The 19,198-nt window shown below is 53.5% G+C and carries 13 protein-coding genes and 1 pseudogene; 6 read left to right on the top strand and 8 right to left on the bottom strand.

Translation table 11 applies throughout. The features are described from left to right. The 6 genes and pseudogenes from QLG08_RS22715 to QLG08_RS22690 all read right to left on the bottom strand — a co-directional run. Window positions 1-429: pseudogene (locus QLG08_RS22715) on the bottom strand (transposase); the annotation flags it as partial. Window positions 430-626: 197 nt separating this feature from the next. After that, complete coding sequence (locus QLG08_RS22710) at window positions 627-848, bottom strand: hypothetical protein (protein WP_146109217.1); 222 nt, start codon at window positions 846-848, stop codon at window positions 627-629. A 238-nt stretch (window positions 849-1,086) separates the two neighbouring features. After that, window positions 1,087-1,704 carry a hypothetical protein gene (locus QLG08_RS22705; RefSeq protein WP_238493355.1) on the bottom strand — a complete coding sequence of 206 codons (618 nt, stop codon included), beginning with the start codon at window positions 1,702-1,704 and terminating at the stop codon, window positions 1,087-1,089. Between the two features lie 626 nt (window positions 1,705-2,330). Beyond that, entirely contained in the window at window positions 2,331-3,044 is a 714-nt protein-coding gene (locus QLG08_RS22700) for an MgtC/SapB family protein (RefSeq protein ID WP_014605821.1), read from the bottom strand. Between the two features lie 309 nt (window positions 3,045-3,353). Beyond that, a complete protein-coding gene (locus QLG08_RS22695; RefSeq protein ID WP_128392098.1) occupies window positions 3,354-5,681 on the bottom strand; it encodes an FdhF/YdeP family oxidoreductase in 2,328 nt (775 codons plus the stop codon). A gap of 152 nt (window positions 5,682-5,833) precedes the next feature. Beyond that, the gene (locus tag QLG08_RS22690; RefSeq protein WP_128392099.1) at window positions 5,834-5,998 is read right to left on the bottom strand and encodes a DUF2256 domain-containing protein; all 165 of its coding nucleotides are present in this window, start codon (window positions 5,996-5,998) and stop codon (window positions 5,834-5,836) included. A 154-nt stretch (window positions 5,999-6,152) separates the two neighbouring features. On the opposite strand from QLG08_RS22690, the gene QLG08_RS22685 reads away from it, so the two are divergent. The 3 genes from QLG08_RS22685 (at window position 6,153) to QLG08_RS22675 (ending at window position 9,262) form a co-directional block, all read left to right on the top strand. Further along, window positions 6,153-7,487, top strand: coding sequence for a glycoside hydrolase family 10 protein (locus QLG08_RS22685; protein ID WP_181416451.1), 1,335 nt, complete (start codon window positions 6,153-6,155; stop codon window positions 7,485-7,487). Continuing rightward, window positions 7,484-7,921, top strand: a complete 438-nt coding sequence (locus tag QLG08_RS22680) for a GNAT family N-acetyltransferase (protein ID WP_015700295.1) — start codon at window positions 7,484-7,486, stop codon at window positions 7,919-7,921. The genes QLG08_RS22685 and QLG08_RS22680 overlap by 4 nt, the downstream gene beginning before the upstream one ends. Window positions 7,922-8,032: 111 nt before the next feature. After that, window positions 8,033-9,262, top strand: a complete 1,230-nt coding sequence (locus tag QLG08_RS22675; RefSeq protein ID WP_014593725.1) for an MFS transporter — start codon at window positions 8,033-8,035, stop codon at window positions 9,260-9,262. Between the two features lie 40 nt (window positions 9,263-9,302). On the opposite strand, the gene malT is transcribed toward QLG08_RS22675, so the two are convergent. Further along, entirely contained in the window at window positions 9,303-12,005 is a 2,703-nt protein-coding gene (gene malT / locus QLG08_RS22670) for an HTH-type transcriptional regulator MalT (protein WP_105087592.1), read from the bottom strand. 278 nt (window positions 12,006-12,283) lie between these two features. Between malT and malP the strand changes: the two genes are divergently transcribed. The 3 genes from malP to QLG08_RS22655 all read left to right on the top strand — a co-directional run bounded on the left by malP (window position 12,284) and on the right by QLG08_RS22655 (window position 17,973). Then, complete coding sequence (malP, locus tag QLG08_RS22665) at window positions 12,284-14,686, top strand: maltodextrin phosphorylase (RefSeq protein WP_238493354.1); 2,403 nt, start codon at window positions 12,284-12,286, stop codon at window positions 14,684-14,686. An 8-nt stretch (window positions 14,687-14,694) separates the two neighbouring features. After that, window positions 14,695-16,746, top strand: a complete 2,052-nt coding sequence (gene malQ, locus QLG08_RS22660) for a 4-alpha-glucanotransferase (protein WP_238493353.1) — start codon at window positions 14,695-14,697, stop codon at window positions 16,744-16,746. Between the two features lie 213 nt (window positions 16,747-16,959). Next, entirely contained in the window at window positions 16,960-17,973 is a 1,014-nt protein-coding gene (locus tag QLG08_RS22655; RefSeq protein ID WP_238493352.1) for a helix-turn-helix domain-containing protein, read from the top strand. Here QLG08_RS22655 and QLG08_RS22650 read toward each other — a convergent pair. Then, window positions 17,945-18,973 (bottom strand): alpha/beta fold hydrolase, encoded by a 1,029-nt coding sequence (locus tag QLG08_RS22650; RefSeq protein ID WP_282473180.1) that lies wholly within the window; start codon window positions 18,971-18,973, stop codon window positions 17,945-17,947. The genes QLG08_RS22655 and QLG08_RS22650 overlap by 29 nt on opposite strands. Between the last annotated feature and the right edge of the window lie 225 nt (window positions 18,974-19,198).

Genomic DNA, 19,198 nt, shown 5'->3' with positions numbered 1-19,198 from the left:
GCCGGCGTTCAAGTGCCAGCTCTGTGATCCGTAGAGACAGTTGCGCGTCAGCAGCAGGACGCTGGGCCGAATAACGGGACAGACCAGCCAGACTGCAGGCACGGCGTTGCGACAGACCCATTGCCTCACACATGACCTCCACGGCTTCCCGCTTCTGGTCTGTCGTCAGTACTTTCGCCCCAGAGCCACCTGAAGTGCCTCCTTATCCAGCATGGCTTCGGCAAGGAGCTTCTTGAGGCGGGCGTTCTCCTCTTCAGGCGACTTGAGCCGCTTCACTTCGGGAACTTCCATGCCGCCGAACTTCTTGCGCCAGGAGTAAAAGGTGGCATCTGAAATGGCATGCTTGCGACAGAGTTCCCGGGCCGAAACCCCGTCTTCTGCCTCGCGGAGAATACTGATGATCTGTTCGTCGGAAAATCGCTTCTTCATGGGGATGTCCTCATGTGGCTTATGAAGACATTACAAACATCACGGTGTATTAATCAACGGGGAGCAGGTCATATCAACTATGAAATGTGCGTCTACAACTGGATGTCCTACATTGTTAGCATCGAAGCCTGACACTGTAAAAATTGATGTGGCACCTAGTTTTTCCATTATTTTTCCTTAAGATTGCTGTTAATTTTTTATTTTATGGCGCAGTGATAGCTGGGGTAATAATTGAAATTTTTATCAAACAAATCATATTCAACAGCGTAAAAAGAATGACCAACATCAGATGTTTTAAAGAGTATTGAAGGCATACTTATTTCTTTAGCAACACCGTAGAGTATGCTGTCATTCTTTTCTCTGGCAATTGAGTACCAGGCTTTATACCACGAGCAAGAACGACTATCTTCCGGTAACATCAATTCTCCACCAGTATCATAAAAAACATCATAATTCCCCCCCTCTATTTCAGGGTATGTTCTAAAACAATAGGCGAGTGTTTGCTCCTGATTTTTACCATAATGTTCCAGAGCACAGTGTGATAAGTTTTTATAAAACTGACCTCTTTTTCCTCATCATTGACTTAACGGCATAATCGGTTTAAGTAATCCTTAATTCACTCTTAATTTAAAATGCACTCGCTTACAAATTAAATGATTACTCCGGCCATGATCCCCATAGATCATACATTTTATCTTCATGTAATTCTGGATTATCTTTTTGTTCTTTTTCAAAAAAAGCATTGAATTTAATATGCCAGAGATTTACCAGACCATCTTCACCTTGTTTCGATTTAATAATATATGTAGGGGTTCGATATGTTCTCTGGTCGTGGATGCATGCGAAAGCGACCTTTCCGTTCAGAGTCACCACTCCTGGATAATTTTCATCTGAATCTGAAGAATTTCCATCAAGATAAAATCGAAATAAGCCTTTTCCTGTTTCAGCTTGCAATATGGTAGATGGTCCATTTGACGGGCTATCCATAGCCCGTTGGATGCTGTTCAGCTGAATGCTTTTCTTTATTCGATGCTGCCGGTAGACAAAGCTTATCAATTCATCTTTTCTAGTCATGCACAATGCAATAGTGTGCCGTGATTTATCAGGGCATGAGAATAATTCAATCTGATGTTTATCACAGAGCGTTGGATAGGCAGTTTCCTTTGTCTCTCTCCACGCTGAGGCGCTGATATGATCAGAGGAATAGGCTTTGGTAGCCAGAGTACTCAATGCGAATGTAGAACAGAAAATGAATGAATGTATAAAGTGCGACATTCCGTATCCTTTATAATGATGAAGCCGTGGCGGAAAAACTTCCTTTTTTTAACATCAAACCTATAATTTATTAAAAATATAAACCGCTCATGAGTCGTAAATTTAAAACGCTCAAAAACTTGACTGGTAAATGTTAAACTAAAACATGGTTAATTTGAGCATGTTCAAAATAAATAAAATCATAATGAATTTCTTATTAGATAATTTTTTTTCCTACCCTTTGTTTACACTCTGTTTAAATACGGAAATCCATTAGCCTCCTGAATTGAATTGCGCAATTACACCCCAATGACGGAAATTTATTGACACAACATCCAACATTAAAATATAAAAATATACATCTAGTAACACAAACACATCTCTTTAATGTATTAAGAAAGAAAAACATTAGCGAGATTAACATCCCCCCCGAGGGTGTTAACTCTTTATTTTATGTTCAGATATCTCATGCCAAAATAAGATATACTTAAAGGCGTTTTCCTCAGCATTTTATTTTACATAAAAATTAAATTTTGGATGTTTTTAGCTAAGTATTTTAAAAGCAGGATAACAACGCTACGCCAATTCTGACCCATACTTCCCCTGCCCGTACCTCAGAATTCACGTAGCGACGCCCGTTTTTTGCCCTATCCGTTTTCACTCGGATCCAACCCGCACACCTGCCAGCGCACAGAACTGACGCCTTTCTCCAGGCTGATGCGACTCACCAGACTTTCCAGCTGTCCGGTCATGCTGGGCTGTCCCATCACTTCAGCATTCACTTCCATACGATGTGGCGGATCCATATCTTCGCTATGGAGCGACTGCAGGCGCAAGCCGCTGTTGCCCAGGCTGTGCAGCATCAGGCTGCGTACCTGAACTTCATCCTGAGCCAGACAGACAATTTGTACTTTATAATGTTGCACCGCTTCGTCGGCGGAGACGATGGACTGACGATTAATGCCCAGCGCCAGCTCGCGCAGCAGGATATTGGCGCACAGAATCACCATGCAGCCAATCGCGGCTTCAAGCAATAATCCCATGCTGCACAGCACCCCAACGGCCGCGGTACACCACAAGGTGGCGGCAGTGTTCAGGCCACGAACGTTTAATCCGTCGCGCATAATCACCCCGCCGCCGAGAAAACCAATACCAGAAACCACATAGGCGGCAACGCGCGTCGCGTCGCTGGCAATGCCCGGCACACATTGGGTCATAAGAACAAACAAGCAGGCGCCGGTGCTCACCAGCGCATTCGTACGCAAGCCGGTCATACGTTGGCGCAGTTGGCGTTCGCTGCCAATCAGCGCGCCAAGAATCAGCGCAGCCGACACGCGCAGTAAAAAGATTTTCCAGTCCATGATAAACCTCTCTCCGCCACGCACGTATGCGCAGTACGGAAAAATAAAGATGAATAAAATGGATTACAGCGGGCGCTGATGCACAGAGCACATCACGTTATGGAGGGAAGATTGAGCCGCCATCTTAACGCGCAGTTAAGACAGCCAGAAGACTATCTTACTGCAGAAGCCAGGTGTAATCGTTCGGGACTTGTGTCCAAGGTTGATTGCCTCATGAGTAAAATTCCCGGCGATTGTATAGCCATCTGAGTAGAGATTTCCACTCAGATGGCCGTTCGTTAAGGTTTGGTTTAGACCAGCAGAAAACCCTTAGCGGCGCGTTGCGCTATCCGCTGGCGCCTCTGTCTGGGCCAGTTCCATCATTACCGGGGTGCTTTTATAGGAAGGAATACCGCTTTTCGTGTCGTAGCTGTCCAGCGGTATGAGTACGTTAGCCTCGGGATAATAAGCTGCGACCGAACCTTCAGCCATGTCGTGTACGGCAATGGTGAGATTATCAATACGACGATGCGTTGGGTTTCCGTCAGGATCCAGCGCAATCACATTCACCCGATCGCCCATGCGGACACCGTTTTTTTCCGCCTCATTTTCACTGATAAACAACACATCACGGCGTCCTTTGATTCCGCGATAGCGGTCGTCAAGGCCGTACAGCGTGGTGTTATATTGGTCGTGGCTGCGCAATGTCGTCAACACCAGGTCGTGGCACTTCAGCGAGCGCGGATCTTCATTGATGCCTTCCATGACCAGGAACTGCGCTTTGCCCGACGACGTGTGCCAGACTCGCTCGGAGGCGCCGTTGGGTAAACGAAACCCGCCAGGCTGCTGGAGGCGCTCATTAAAGTTTTCAAAGCCCGGCACCACTTTCTCGATGGCGTCGCGAATGAGGCTGTAATCGGCGATCATGCTGTCCCAGTCCACTACCGTGCCCGGCAGTGTGGCTTTCGCCAGGCCGGCAACCAGCGCGGGTTCGGATTTCAGATGCGGTGAGGCAGGATCAAGGGTACCGCGTGATGCGTGCACCATCGACATGGAGTCTTCAACCGTGACGCTCTGCGCGCCGGATTGCTGCCGATCGATCTCTGTGCGGCCTAACACCGGGAACAGATAGCTGTGTTTTGCCAGAAGCAAATGCGACCGGTTCAGCTTGGTGGCCATATGCACGACCATGTCCAGCTTGCGCATGGCAGGGAACGTCACCTGAGGATCAGACATCGCTTCGGCCAGGTTACCGCCGAGGCAGAGCAACGCGTTGATTTTGCCATCCCGTATCGCCTGAACGGCCTGTACCGCACTGTGACCATGTTTGGCCGGTGGCTTAAAGCCAAAGACCTTTTCGAGGCTGTTCAACAGGCTTTCGGAGGGAATCTCAGTGATGCCAACGGTACGATCGCCCTGCACGTTAGAGTGACCGCGCAAAGGGCAGATTCCTGCGCCCTTCTTGCCCATATTGCCGCGCAACAGTAGCAGATTGGCAATCTGCTGAACATTTTGCGTTCCATACTGGTGCTGGGTAATCCCCATGCCGTAGCAAATGATTGTGCGTTCAGCATTGGCATAAAGGTGAGCAATATGCTGGATTTGCTCGCGCGTCATACCGGACACTTTCAGGATATGATCCCAGTCTGTCGTAGCCAAATCGGCCTTTAACGCGTCAATGCCTTGCGTATGTTGTTCAATAAAGGTCTCATCGAAGATGCCAGGGTTGCCGTTCGCTTTAGCTTCATCATCCATCGCCAACAAACATTTCATCACGCCTTTCAGCATCGCGGCATCGCCGCCTACCCGAATTTTATAATAGGTTGAGGCGAGTTCCGTTGAGCTGAGGGTTATCATCTGAACCGGACTCTGTGGCGCGGTAAAACGTTCAAGACCGCGCTCGCGCAGTGGGTTGATGGCGACGATTTTGGCACCGCGTTTTGACACCTCCTGCAGGGTTGCCAGCATGCGGGGATGGTTGGTTCCAGGATTGTGACCGATGCAAATCACCAGATCACAGTGGTCAAAATCATCCAGCTCCACCGTGCCTTTGCCGATGCCAATGGATTCTGGCAAGCCTACGCTGGTTGGCTCATGGCACATGTTTGAGCAGTCGGGGAAATTGTTGGTCCCAAACTCGCGGGCAAACAGCTGCCAGAGAAACGCCGCTTCGTTAGAGGCGCGGCCCGAGGTGTAAAACTCCACGCTGTCGGGATCCTGATAACTCCGCAGTCGCTCGCCAATTTCGTTAAAGGCCGTTTCCCATGCAATGGGCTGATAGGTATCGCTGGCGGGATCATACTTCATCGGATGCGTCAGTCTGCCCTCGCCTTCAAGCTCATGGGCATTACGCCCCCATAGCTCGGTGACGGTATGCGCCGCAAAAAATTCAGGTGTGGTGCGTTTGCTGGTCGCTTCCCAGGAAACCGCTTTTGCGCCGTTTTCACAGAACTCAAACGATGAAGTATGCTTGGGATCGGGCCAGGCACAGCCCGGACAGTCAAACCCTTCAGGTTGGTTGACCTTGAACAGCGCAATGACATCCTGGGTTACCGCCATCTGTCCGCGAATGGCACCGGCCACTGCTTTTAACGCGCCCCAGCCGCCCGCCGCACCGTCATAGGTATGAATGCCTGATGTGCTCTCTTGCTCTTTCATATTGCTCCACAATCACTGTTATTGGCTTTTCTTTAAGCCTGGTACAGTAATTGCGTTGGTGCGTGGGAACCGTGATGTAAATGTCAGGATAACTTTTGCTAAATGTTACATGGGAGGTTATCGCAGGCAAAACCACAGGATTTTACCGGCTTTCAGGCATCGGCATTTGTGGCTCGCCGCTGCCGACGGCAGCGCTCGGAGCAATATTGCACCTCTTCCCAGCACTTTTCCCACTTTTTGCGCCATGTCATCGGTTTCTGGCACTGTCTGCAATAGCGAACCGGCAATGACTGTTTATTGCCTTTAAATGTTTTCATTTATCGCTCCTTTGCTCAGGTTACGCATCAGCATAAAAAGTTCAGACGCCGGGTAAGGCAAACTGCGTGACCTGATGCTGCCAGGGTTGATTGACTTTGCGGCAAATAGGATCAGAATAGCCTGCATCAAGGACTGCGCTACACGGAGTTTATCATCATCAGCCTTCGCGATCTTTTCCGCCTTAACGCGGCGGTAAAACCCGGCCTGTTAGCCTCGGCTTTACTGCTGGTCAGCTGTGCCTCGACGCCGCCTAAGTCACTGGTTACGCCTTTTCCGCCCGCCAGCAAACCTGCGCAGCCTTCTCAACCGGTGCCGCACAACGCACCCATGCGCGGCGTCTGGCTCACCACCGTTTCACGCCTCGACTGGCCGCCGCTCGCCTCGGTGAATATCAGCAGCGACGACGTGCGCATCCGGGTGCAGAAAAAAGCGTTGACGGATAAGCTGGATAAACTGAAAAGTCTGGGAATCAACACGGTGTTCTTCCAGGTTAAACCTGACGGAACCGCGCTCTGGGACTCTAAAATCCTGCCCTGGTCAGACATGATGACCGGGAAAATTGGGCAGAATCCGGGCTTTGACCCGCTGCAGTTCATGCTCGATGAAGCGCACAGGCGCGGTATGCGGGTACATGCCTGGTTCAATCCCTACCGTGTATCGGTGAATACCAAACCTTCAACAGTAGCCGAGCTAAACCGCACGCTGTCGCAACATCCTGCCAGCGTATTTGTGCTCCATCGTGACTGGATTCGTACCGCGGGGGATCGCTATGTGCTCGATCCGGGCATTCCCGATGCCCGTGACTGGATAACCAGTATTGTGGCTGAGGTGGTCAAGCGTTATGACATCGATGGTGTGCAGTTTGACGATTACTTCTATGCCGAGTCCCCCGGCTCTGCACTGAACGACAGCCAGACCTTTATTAAATACGGTCAGGGCTTTGCGTCCAAAGCAGACTGGCGCAGACATAATACACAGTTGTTAATCGAGCAGGTTTCCCACACCATCAAGCAGCTCAAGCCGAATGTAGAATTTGGCGTCAGCCCTGCGGGCGTCTGGCGCAACCGCTCACATGATGCAGCAGGCTCTGACACGCGCGGCGCGGCCGCTTACGATGAATCTTACGCGGATACGCGCCGTTGGGTGCAGGAAGGGTTGCTGGACTATATCGCGCCGCAAATCTACTGGCCCTTCTCGCGCAGCGCTGCCCGCTATGATGTGCTGGCAAACTGGTGGGCTAACGTCGTCAAGCCGACCAAAACTCGCCTGTATATCGGTATCGCCTTATATAAAGTTGGCGTGCCGGCCAAAAATGAGCCTGAATGGACGATTAACGGTGGCGTGCCGGAGCTGAAAAGACAGCTGGATCTTAACGATTCCCTCCCGCAGATTGATGGCACTATCTTGTTTCGTGAAGATTTCCTGAATCAGCCGCAAACGCAGGATGCCGTGAATTATCTGCGCAGCCGTTGGGGGCAGACTCGATGATTCATACCGACATCGTCCCCGGCAGCGCACCCGCGCTACAGACGCTGACGGCCCGCCTGTCAGCCGAGCTGTTGGCAATAACCGGCGACAACGGAACCCATCACTTTACGCCATCAGACGGGGCGCTGTGGATACTTGCCACCGATGAAGTGGGTAACGCTGTTGGCTGCGGCGCACTCGTGCATGTTTCCGCTGAAACCGCCGAACTGAAACGCATGTTTTCAACCCGACAGCACGCGGGAACCGGCGCGGCGCTGCTGTCAGCCCTAGAGCAGCTTGCCCGGGCGCGCGGCTACAAGGCAATTCGCCTTTCTACCCGCGTCGTTAATACCCGTGCGGTAGCGTTTTATCAGCGTCACGGCTATCAACAAACCGCGCGCTATGGTGTGTACAAGGATAAGCCTGTGTCGGTTTGTCTGAGTAAAACGTTATGAGCATTAACAATTATTTTACTAATTTGCCATAAATAGCACGTTTGTCAGCACCGCCATTTTTTCGTGGAGTAAGATACGTCAATAAACGTAAAGCCTTAAGCGGAAATCTTCATGTCTGATTACACCAGTGACGTAAAATCAAGCCAGCCGGATCTGCCCCCCACCGTTGACGACAGCCAGAAGATTCTGGTGTCGATTCTTGGCGCGGTCGCATTTTCCCACTGCTGTAACGATTTTATCCAGGCCATGCTGCCATCGATTTATCCCTTGCTGAAAACCAACTTTACGCTGAGCTACGCGCAGATTGGTTTGATCACGCTGATCTATCAGATGACGGCGTCGCTGTTGCAGCCCTGGATCGGCCTGTACACCGACAAACATCCCAAACCCTGGCTGCTGCCGTCTGGCATGGTTTCGACCCTGATTGGCATCGGACTCCTGGCGATGGCCCCGCACTTCTCCGTGGTGTTGGTTGCTTCGGCGCTGATTGGCGTTGGCTCTGCAACCTTTCACCCGGAAGCCTCGCGGGTTGCAAGAATGGCATCGGGCGGCCGCTTTGGTACGGCACAGTCAACGTTTCAGGTCGGCGGTTATATTGGCACGGCGTTTGCGCCTTTAGTGGCGGCGATGCTGATTATTCCGCATGGACAGATAGCGGTCGGCTGGCTGATGATCATTGCGCTGTTTGCGGTCATTATTCTTTCCGGCATCAGCCGCTGGACGGTGAAACACGGCCATGCGCACATGAAAAAACACAACCTTCAGGCGCTGCGGTCGCTTTCTTCGCGGGACGTCAAAGTGGCGTTGTCCGTGGTTGGCGTGCTGCTGCTGGCAAAATTTACCTATATTGCCTCAATCAGTAACTACTACATTTTTTACCTGGTTGAGCGCTTTCAGCTCCCGATTCCGCAGGCGCAGATCTACCTGTTTACCTTTCTGGCCGCCGTCGCGGTTGGCACGCTGGCCGGCGGACCGATTGGCGATCGCATTGGCCGCAAAGCGGTTGTCTGGATCTCGTTTCTGGGTGTTATCCCGTTCTCGCTGCTCATGCCGCATGCCAATTTGTTCTGGACCGTGGTGCTGACCGTTTGTATCGGCCTGGTCTTTTCATCGGCATTTGCCGCGCTGGTCGTGTACGCGCAGGAAGTGTTGCCCGGCCGTACCGGGATGGTGGCCGGGATTATGTTCGGCACCATGTTTGGTATTGGCGGGATTGCGGCGGCGGCGCTGGGGAAACTGGCTGACGGGTACGGTATCACTACCGTGTATAACGCCTGTGGCTTTCTTCCGCTGCTGGGATTTGCCACGTTACTGATGCCTGATACACGTCGGGTTAACTAAACCGCGCGAACAGGCAGCGCGTCGCTGCCTGTTGCCTTTCTCAGACGTAACCCATCATTTTCAGCATCGACTGCGCCTGAGTCATCGCCTCAGCCCGATGCGTAATCCCCAGCTTCTGATAAAGATTCCGGATATGGGTTTTAATCGTGGTTGAGGCTACATCCAGCTCCGCCGCAATCTGCTCGTTGCTGTAGCCGGAATAGATCAGCCCCAGCACCTGCCATTCACGCTGCGTTAGCGGACTGGTACGAATCAGCTCGGGCACGTCAGGATGATTCAGCAAACGGCTGACAAAGCCTTCATCAAAATGGGCAAATTTGTGACGATGATACTTATTGATCTCGTTAAGGATGCGGCGCGCGCGGTGGTTATCCAGCTCATCAAGGGTATTCAACTGCAATAACTGACGCAGCTGTTGCGCCATGGATTCGCCCTGCACCACAAAGTGGCTAATGAACCCCGTGCTGCGGGCCAGCCGGAGCGCATCCAGCAACGCATGCTGCGCTTTGGCACGCTGATCGGTTTCCCAGTAAATCTGGTTCAGCAGCAGTACATTACGGTTGAGATCGCTCATCAACTGCAGGGGGCGCGCATTTTCATTAAGCTCGTCGAGAATCACTTCTGCCTGCGTGTAATGCCCGAGCAAAATCTGTGCCCGTGCCACGTTTCGCCACTGGCCCTGCAAAAAATGGTTATTGGCGCAGGCCGGTTTAGGTGTCTGACGCAGCCACTCACTGGCGCTTTGCGTATCGCCGGTCATTTGCCAGTACAGCACTCTGACCTTATCGGCATTGGCGAGCCAGTCATTGTGCCAGCGGCCGTTGTTTAGCAGGTTTTCCAGCCGGTTCAACAGGCTGCGTGCGTTGTCCAGGTTGCCCCGGGCAATTGCGCTTTGCACCAATAAGCCCAGGCACTGTATTTGCTGCTGAGGCTGATAACCCTGCAGCACTTTCATGCCCTCGCGTGCCGCCTGCTCGGCTTCATCCAGCCTGCCCCAGGCCCACAGCAGCTGGGCGCGGATACGCAACAGAAACTCATGCAGCGGAAAGTGCGAAAGATGCTGCTCTTTGACCAGCACGAAGGCCCGCTCCTGAGTCTCGTACGCCGTTTGCAGGAAGCCTTGAGCAAACAAAATTTCGCTTTGCTGGATCAGGCTCCAGAGCACATAGTGCCAGGCTTCATCCCGCCGCGCCATTTGCTCTGTCTGGCGCATCAACTCCAGCGAGTTACTCAGCTCGCCTTTACAGTGCATGACTTCGCCATGTACCGAGGTTGCCACGATACGGCTGTAGTGGCGGCTCTCAGGCAGCGTATTCAGCGCCAGCATCGCCAGGCGTTCCGCCTCATCGGCATTGCCATCGTTAATGGCGACCTGCGCCAGTAACGCGTTAAATTCACCGCGTAATACCGCATCAATTTCGCACTGGCTTTCCTGCTCAAATCGGGCCAGCAGGCTGTTCACCTCTGCGTAGCGGTGTTGGCTTTGCATCAGCCAGGCCTGTAACAACACCAGGCTGGGATTATCGAGCCGCATCGCCCAAGGCAGTGCATTCAGCGAGGACTCCAGTAAAGGCAGCTCGCTTTGATTAAACAGCGACCATGCGTGCTCGGTTAACACATCACGCAGCATCTCCGCGTCACCGGAAGCACGCGCATGATGAATCGCCTCGCTCGGGAAGCCCTGAGCCATCCAGCTGGTTGCCGCCGCCCGATGCAGCGCCGGAAGTTCGGCAGCCAGTTCCCACTGGCAACGCTGTTGCAGGAAACTGCCAAACAGAGGGTGATAGCTAAACCACTGGCCGGAGTCATCCATCCGCTGCAGAAACAGCCCCTGCCGCTCAATGTCTTCCAGCCAGCACTGGCCGTTATCCTCGCCTGTCACCTGGGTAATCAGCGGCGCGTTAAGTGAACGCAACAGCGAACTTTTCAGCAGAAAATGGCGCGTGGTCAGACTGACGTTATCCAGCACTTCCTCAACCAGATAATCGGTTAAGTGGCTGGCATTGATCCCTGACAGGCGACGCGCGGAGTGCTGGGCCGCGCCCGCCCCCTGTCGGGCCGAGAGCGCGATAAGCTGCAGCGCCGTGGCCCAGCCTGCAACGTCATCACACAGGCGTCCCGCATCTTCGGACTCCAGCGGCGCAGGCAGGCGGGCATCGAAAAACTGCTGCGCCTCCTGATGGGTAAACGCCAGTTGTTGACTGCTCAACTCCATCAACTGCTCGCGAACGCGCAGGTTGGCGATCCCCAACTGGGGAAGATTACGCGAAAGCACCACCAGGGTAACGTTTTCAGGTTGATGGCGTAAAAAGAAACGCATCGCTTCATGAATCACAGGATTGGTGATGTGATGGTAATCATCGATAATCAGCCACAGCGGTTGATGCCAGGCATGAAGCTCATTGAAAATCTGCGTAAACAGCGCATTCAGATTCACGTACTGCCGTTTGTTTGCCAGCGCTTCGCTCCGGCTACAGCTGCCGTGCGTGGCCTGCTGCAGGGCGGCAATTAAATAGTCCGCAAAACGCTCTGGCTGATTGTCACTTTCATCCAGGGAGTACCAGCCCAAATCGGCTTTGTCTGCAGCCCACTGCGATATCAGGGTGGTTTTGCCATAGCCTGCAGGACTGGTTACCAGCACCAGGCGGTAGTTACCTGCAGCGGAAAGTTTTCGTATCAGCCGCTCCCGTTTCACCGTGGCTTCATGGCGGACAGGACGGCTGAGTTTAGAGGGGATTAACATGTACGCACGCTTCTCCGTTAACGTCTGGCGCATCATTTTTTTACGCTTCGTAATTATTCCTCACACGTTCAGCTATCCCTCCTGATAAAGCAAGCGGACGCTTTAGCGAATCTTCACAAAAGCGAGTCTAATCACACTTAAGTGAAATTTTCAGACTTGCCTCACCGTCTCCTCCCTTGCCCTCATCCTGACGGAACTTTTGCCAGGAGGATGAGCGATTCCGCGCGCAAGGGCAGACTCATCCTCATTCCCATTCTTTGTCGACAGGACACCCGGCTATGACACAGCACCCTTTTGATCGTTCCCGTTTTGACGCTGCGCTGACGCGCCAGTGGCAACGCTTTGGCCTGCATGATGCAGGAGAAATGACGCCATATCAGTGGTGGCAGGCTCTGAGCGGCGCGCTGGCAGAAATGCTCAACGCGCTGCCCGCCCGCCCGGCATCCGGCGATTTGCGCCATGTGAATTACCTCTCTATGGAGTTTCTCACCGGGCGGCTGACCGGCAACAACCTGCTCAACTTAGGGTGGTTCGACGGCGTTAATACGGCCCTGAAGCAGTGGGATGTTTCGCTGAGCGAGGTGCTGGAAAGCGAGAGCGATCCGGCGCTGGGCAATGGCGGACTGGGTAGGCTGGCGGCCTGTTTTCTGGACGCGATGGCCACGGTAGGTCAGCCCGCAACAGGCTATGGCCTGAACTACCAATATGGCCTGTTTCGTCAGCGCTTTGTCGAAGGTGAACAGGATGAACTGCCCGACGACTGGCAGCGCGACCGCTATCCCTGGTTTACACATAATGCTGCGCTAACGGTGCAGGTAGGCCTGGGCGGCAAAGTCGTGGCAGAGAATGGCAAAACGCACTGGCAGCCTGCGTTTCAACTGGAGGGCGAAGCCTGGGATCTGCCGGTCGTGGGCTTTGAGAATGGCCTAACGCAGCCTCTGCGGCTGTGGCAGGCAAAACATGCGCACCCTTTCGATCTCAAAACGTTTAACGGCGGCGCTTTTTTACGGGCGGAAAAGCAAGGCATTAATGCGGAAAAACTGACCAAAGTGCTTTACCCCAACGACAACCATCAGGCAGGAAAAAAACTGCGCCTGATGCAGCAGTATTTTCAGTGCGCCTGTTCGCTGGCAGACATTCTTCGTCGTCACCGTCTGGCGGGCCGTGCCATTGAAACCCTGCCGGATCATGAGGTGATCCAGCTGAATGATACGCACCCAACGCTGGCTATCCCTGAACTGATGCGGCTATTGCTGGATGACCATCAGCTCAGTTGGCAGGACGCCTGGCACCTTACCCAGCGCACCTTTGCCTACACCAACCATACGCTGATGCCGGAAGCGCTGGAGTGTTGGGATACTCACATCGTGCGCAGCCTGCTTCCGCGGCACATGGAGATTGTTAACGCCATCAATACCCAGCTCAAAGAGGCGGTTAACCGGCAGTGGCCTGGGAACAAGGCCGTCTGGTCGAAACTGGCCATCGTGCACGGTAAGCAGCTGCGCATGGCCAATTTATGCGTGGTGACCTGCTTTGCGGTAAACGGCGTGGCCGCCCTGCACTCGCGGCTGGTAAAAGACGATCTGTTCCCGGAATACGTCACCCTGTGGCCGGAAAAATTCCACAACGTCACCAATGGCATCACGCCACGCCGCTGGATTCATCAGTGTAATCCCCGACTGGCGGCGCTTATCGGAAAAACGCTTAATCAGCCCTGGCTCAACGATTTGGATGCGCTTCAGGGGCTGGAAAAACAGGTGGATAATCCGGAGTTTTGCACGGCGTACCGCGAGATTAAACAGCGCAATAAAGTGGATTTGTCCTGCTGGATTGCGCAACGCACCGGGATTAAGGTGAATCCCGAGGCCCTGTTTGATGTGCAAATCAAACGGCTGCACGAGTACAAACGTCAGCATCTCAGCTTGCTGCATACCATCGCCCTATGGCAAACCCTGGTGAGCGATCCTCAGGCGAACCGCTGTCCTCGCGTCGTGATCTTCGGCGCGAAAGCGGCACCGGGCTATGCGTTGGCTAAAAATATCATTTTTGCCATCAACAAGGTGGCCGACGTCATCAACACCGATCCGCGCGTGGCCGATCGCCTCAAAGTGGTGTTTATTCCCGACTACAACGTCTCTGTGGCAGAACGGCTTATCCCGGCCGCAGACCTGTCAGAGCAGATTTCACTGGCGGGCAAAGAGGCCTCGGGCACCGGCAACATGAAGCTGGCCCTGAACGGCGCACTGACCATTGGCACGCTCGATGGTGCGAACGTGGAGATTTCTGAACAGGTCGGCGATGAGAATATCTTTATTTTTGGTCATACGGTAGAACAGGTTAACGCCCTCAAGGCCGCTGGCTATGCTCCGTCAAAATGGCGCGAAAAAGACGCCCAGCTCGACCAGGCGCTAACGTCACTAGAGGATGGTACGTTCAGCGCAGGCGACCGGCACGCTTTTGATCTGCTGTTGCACAGTCTGGGGGCTAAAAACGGCGATCCTTATCTGGTGCTGGCCGACTTCCGGCATTACCTCAACGCTCAGCAGCGCGTTGAAGCACTGTGGTCTGATAAAGCGGCCTGGACGCGCGCCACGATACTCAACACCGCTCGCTGCAGCATGTTCAGCGCCGACCGGTCGATTCGTCACTATCAGCAACGTATCTGGCAGCGTAAACGCTAAGGATCAGCATGAAACCACTTCATTATCCGGCCGGGATCGGCAGGGTAGCCACTGAATATGTTGATGCGCATGGGGCGGTCCGGCAGGTTTCTGCATCGACCCGCGATCGCTTGCTGGCGGCGATGCAGCCGGGCCCTGGCCCTGGCGTTATCCCACCGGTCGCCGTCTTTACCCAGGGTTTGCCCATCCGTTTAACGCCCTCTCTGGCTGGCCCGGCACGCTGGCACCTGGAGGGCGAATCGGGTGAACGCTGGTCAGGGCACTGCGAGCCTGAGGCGTCTTTGACGCTCCCGGCGCTGCCTGAAGGTTACCATCTTCTGACGATAAACGCGGATGCACAGCAATCGAGGTGCCAGATAATAGTGACACCGTCACGTTGCTATGAGCCGGAGGCCTTGCTACGGGGCGAGAGACGCTGGGGAACCTGTGTCCAGCTCTACGCTTTACGATCGGATCAGAACTGGGGAATCGGCGATTTTGCTGACCTGCGGGACATGGTGAAGGCGGTTGGCATGCGCGGCGGCGCTTTTGTGGGGCTGAATCCCCTGCATGCGCTTTTTCCTGCGTTACCTGATGATGCCAGCCCCTATAGCCCGTCTTCCCGGCGCTGGCTCAACGTGCTCTATATCAGCGTTCCTGAGGTTGAGGACTTTAACCTGAGTGCCGCTGCGCAGTGCTGGTGGCAGTCGGCAGAAACGCAACACAGGCTGCACCAGGCGCGTCACGCGCCCTGGGTCGATTATTCGACGGTGGCATCACTTAAGCTGGATGCCCTGCGGTTTGCCTGGCAGCAGTTTATGCAGCGTGATAAAGAGGATAGTCAGGTCGAGGCATTTGAGGCGTTTGTGGCTGAGGGCGGTGAAAGTCTGCTGCATCAGGGATTGTTCGATGCCCTGCAGGCCTGGCTTCGCGAAGAAGATCCCCTGCGTCACGGCTGGCAAACGTGGCCCACTGCCTATCAACAACCCGATACGGCCGCCGTACACGCATTTCGGATTGAACATGGCGATGAGATTCGTTTCTATCTCTGGCTACAATGGCTGGCGGCGCGTCAGTTTGCCGCCTGTTGGCACCTGTGCCAGCAGCACCAGATGGCACCAGGACTTTATCGCGATTTGGCCGTTGGCGTCGCCGCAGGGGGATCGGAAACCTGGAGCCAACGCGGGCTTTACTGTTTAGCGGCCAGCACAGGCGCCCCGCCGGATATTCTGGGCCCGCTTGGCCAGAACTGGGGGCTGCCGCCAATGGATCCGCAATCTTTGTATGATCGGGCATACGAACCCTGGATTACGTTGCTGCGCGCGAATATGCGCGATTGTGGGGCGTTACGTATCGATCATGTCATGGCTTTGCTGCGACTGTGGTGGATTCCGCAAGGAGAAACGGCCGCCGCAGGCGCGTATGTCGCCTATCCCATTGACGATCTGCTCGCTATTCTGGCGCTGGAAAGTCAGCGCCAGCGCTGCATGGTGATTGGTGAGGATTTAGGCACGGTGCCGGAGGCGATTATCGATAAACTCCACAATGCTGGCGTCTACTCGTATAAGGTGCTCTATTTTGAGCAAAACTCGCACAAGGGCTTTCGCCCGCCTGCGGCATGGCCGCGTCAGGCAATGGCTGTAGCCACCACTCACGATATGCCAACGCTCCGTGGCTGGTGGCAAAGTGACGATCTGACACTGGGGAGCCAACTGGGGTTGTATCCTGATAAAGCGGTGCTTGCCGGGCTGTATCATCAGCGCCGGGCAGCCCGATCGGCGTTGCTTCAGACCCTGACGCGCCACGGTTACCTCAAGCCCAAAGGGCGGGTTCAGGCAAACAGTCCGCGCATGAGCCTGTTACTTAACCAGGTTATCCATCAGTATCTCGCGGACTGCACCAGCGCCCTGCTGGGTTTACAACCCGAAGACTGGCTGGATATGGCCTCGCCGGTTAATGTGCCGGGCACGGTAGAGGCTTATCCGAACTGGCGGCGTAAGCTAAACCTGTCGCTGGAGGCGATGTTTGCAGATAAGCGTATCACGGCATTGCTGGAGGAGATTTCCCGGCGTTGTTCGTGATTTATCAGGCGATCCAGGGATATGTTTCAGGCGTGGTCCCGGATCGCTGAAATTGTTGTCGCAGAGGCTGTTCAATGCGGTCAGCATGAAGAGCACCACACCAAAATGGACTGGCGTGAGAAAACACAGGCAGAACATAAGGTTTGCGTTTAGCTATCGATTCGTGTTTTTTACTCTGTAAAATGGATGCCATTCTGGCTTTTGAGTTAGCGTATGTTTTCGATTCCCTTTCCTGCTTTGACGTTATTTGCACTACTGATATTAATGATGATGCTTATTCGTTCTGGTAAGCGCGAATACCGTGGGGCGATGATGTTTATTGCAGCGTCAGCAGGGCTAATTGCCTTGGGTATAATTAGGTGGGAATGGCATTTCTCTCTTCTTAAACCCCTGCAGGCTATACTGGCAACACTCTTACCCGCAGTAGCCTGGTCGTGCTTTAGCGACCTTACGCATCAATCCCGTGCGCGTCGCCTGAAGCTGGCTGTTATCCCTGTTTATACTGCCATCATCGTCCAGTTGTGCCTGCCCGTTCTGACAGACGCTCTGTTGTTTCTGATTTATGCAGGTTATGGCATCGCACTACTACGTGCAGCAACAAACGGAGCTGATTTTTTTGTCGAATCACGCTTCAGAGAAGCCTCCATAACGCAGAAAATGACCTTTTTTGCGGGGTGTTTTCTTTGCTTTTCGGCACTCACCGACGCGGTTATCAGCAGGATGATGAATATTGCCCCGCAATTAATTGCCCTGTTTCAGGGAATGACGCTACCGTTACTTTGTATTGCCATTGTCCGGGCAGTCAAGAGCGTTCCTGCGGGTGAACCTCACGCCGAAGAAACGTCATCCCTTACCGATGATGAGGCAAAGGATGCGACGCTTGAGCCCTTATGCCTGCACATCGAAAACCTTGTCCGCGCACACGCTTACTATCTTGATACCGATCTTACGCTGAACAAGCTTGCACGCAAACTCGCTATTCCAGCACGGCATATTTCTCGCGCGGTAAACGCTACACGGCAGTGCAACGTTTCGCAGTGGCTCAATGGGTTTCGTATAGAAAAGGCGCAGGACATGCTGCGCCAGCCACAGCTAAAAATTACCGACATCATGCTTGAAACCGGGTTTATCAGTAAGTCGAACTTCAACCGGGAATTTATGCGCATTACGGGGAAAACCCCCACCGCATTTCGTCAGGCTATGGACGATAGTGAAGCGCGGTGTTGAGAAACGCACTGATTTTACCGATCAACATGTTGTGAAGTGCGTTTCTGTTCACGCCCTGTCCATCCCGGCAGACTTCCCCTTCGCCCGGCGCGCTTTGCTCAATCAGCGCCTCCCCCTGCGGTTTGCATTGCTGCATAAAGCTAAAATGGGTCGCGCCAGGGATAACACCATAAGTAACAACGTCACTCGACAGTGCCTTTGCCAGATACTTCGATTCAAGCGAGGCAGGCAGCGCCGGCGAATCTACACCTGCCGCTAAGATCAGCACGGGCAGCCGAATATGCCCCAGACTCTGCGTCGTGAGTCCGCGAGCTAATCCTAAATCCAGCGCCACTACTGCCTTAATACGCCGGTCTTGCAGGTCTGAGCTCAGGTGGCTGGCCCCTTGCCTGTTATCAAGGCCCAGTTTTGTCATTAGCCGACAGCTGGACAACTCAGCGTGTTGGATATAGTCATGAGCAAATTGTTGCGGGTCAAAACGCGCCCCCGCTAATTCCATTACCGTCCAGCCGCCAAGAGAATGCCCGACAGCGGCGATTCGTTTAACGTCAGCACGCCCTGCCAGCAGGGGATCGTTCAGAATCCGCTCCAGTGCCGTGATTAAATCCTGAGGACGCCGCCAGAGCTGTCTGGCGTGTGCCGATGTTAAATCCGACGTCGTGGTACCGGGATGATTGGTCGCAATCACGATATATCCCTGTTCAGCCATCGCGTCGGCCAGCCATGCAAGGTTGCGCCAACTCCCGCCATAACCATGAGATAACAGTAATACAGGATGTAAGCCGGGCAAGGGTTTAGCATTTCGCACCACGCTGACACCTGTAAACGCGGGATTATCCGCAATGTTTTCCTTGGGCGACGACGCTGCACTGGGATACCAAACGGCAACCTCAACCGGGCGTTGCTGCTCGCCTGCTATGAACTGGCGAAAGCCGTTGCTGGCCATCGCAGAATGACTAAATACGATGAGGGAAAAAGAGATAATCAGACGTATTAACATGATGAAGGCTCCAGTTGTGATAGAGCCTTTTTTGTATCAGTGCCGAAGGTTACGCGCGTCCTGGAACGCGATCGGGTACCTCAATAACATCATTTAGGCTAAGGGTTGCGCAAAGCCTGACCAAAAGTATCAGCGTCTTTGAAAGAGAAAGACGCGAATTTACGCCAGAACGGAACAGGTTAAGCGCGAGGGACAGGTAACTGACCTCATAAAAAAAGGTGCGCC

This window comes from Pantoea sp. V106_11, assembly GCF_029967885.1.
GTDB lineage: Bacteria > Pseudomonadota > Gammaproteobacteria > Enterobacterales > Enterobacteriaceae > Pantoea > Pantoea ananatis.
This window is presented reverse-complemented; position numbering and strand designations above follow the sequence as displayed.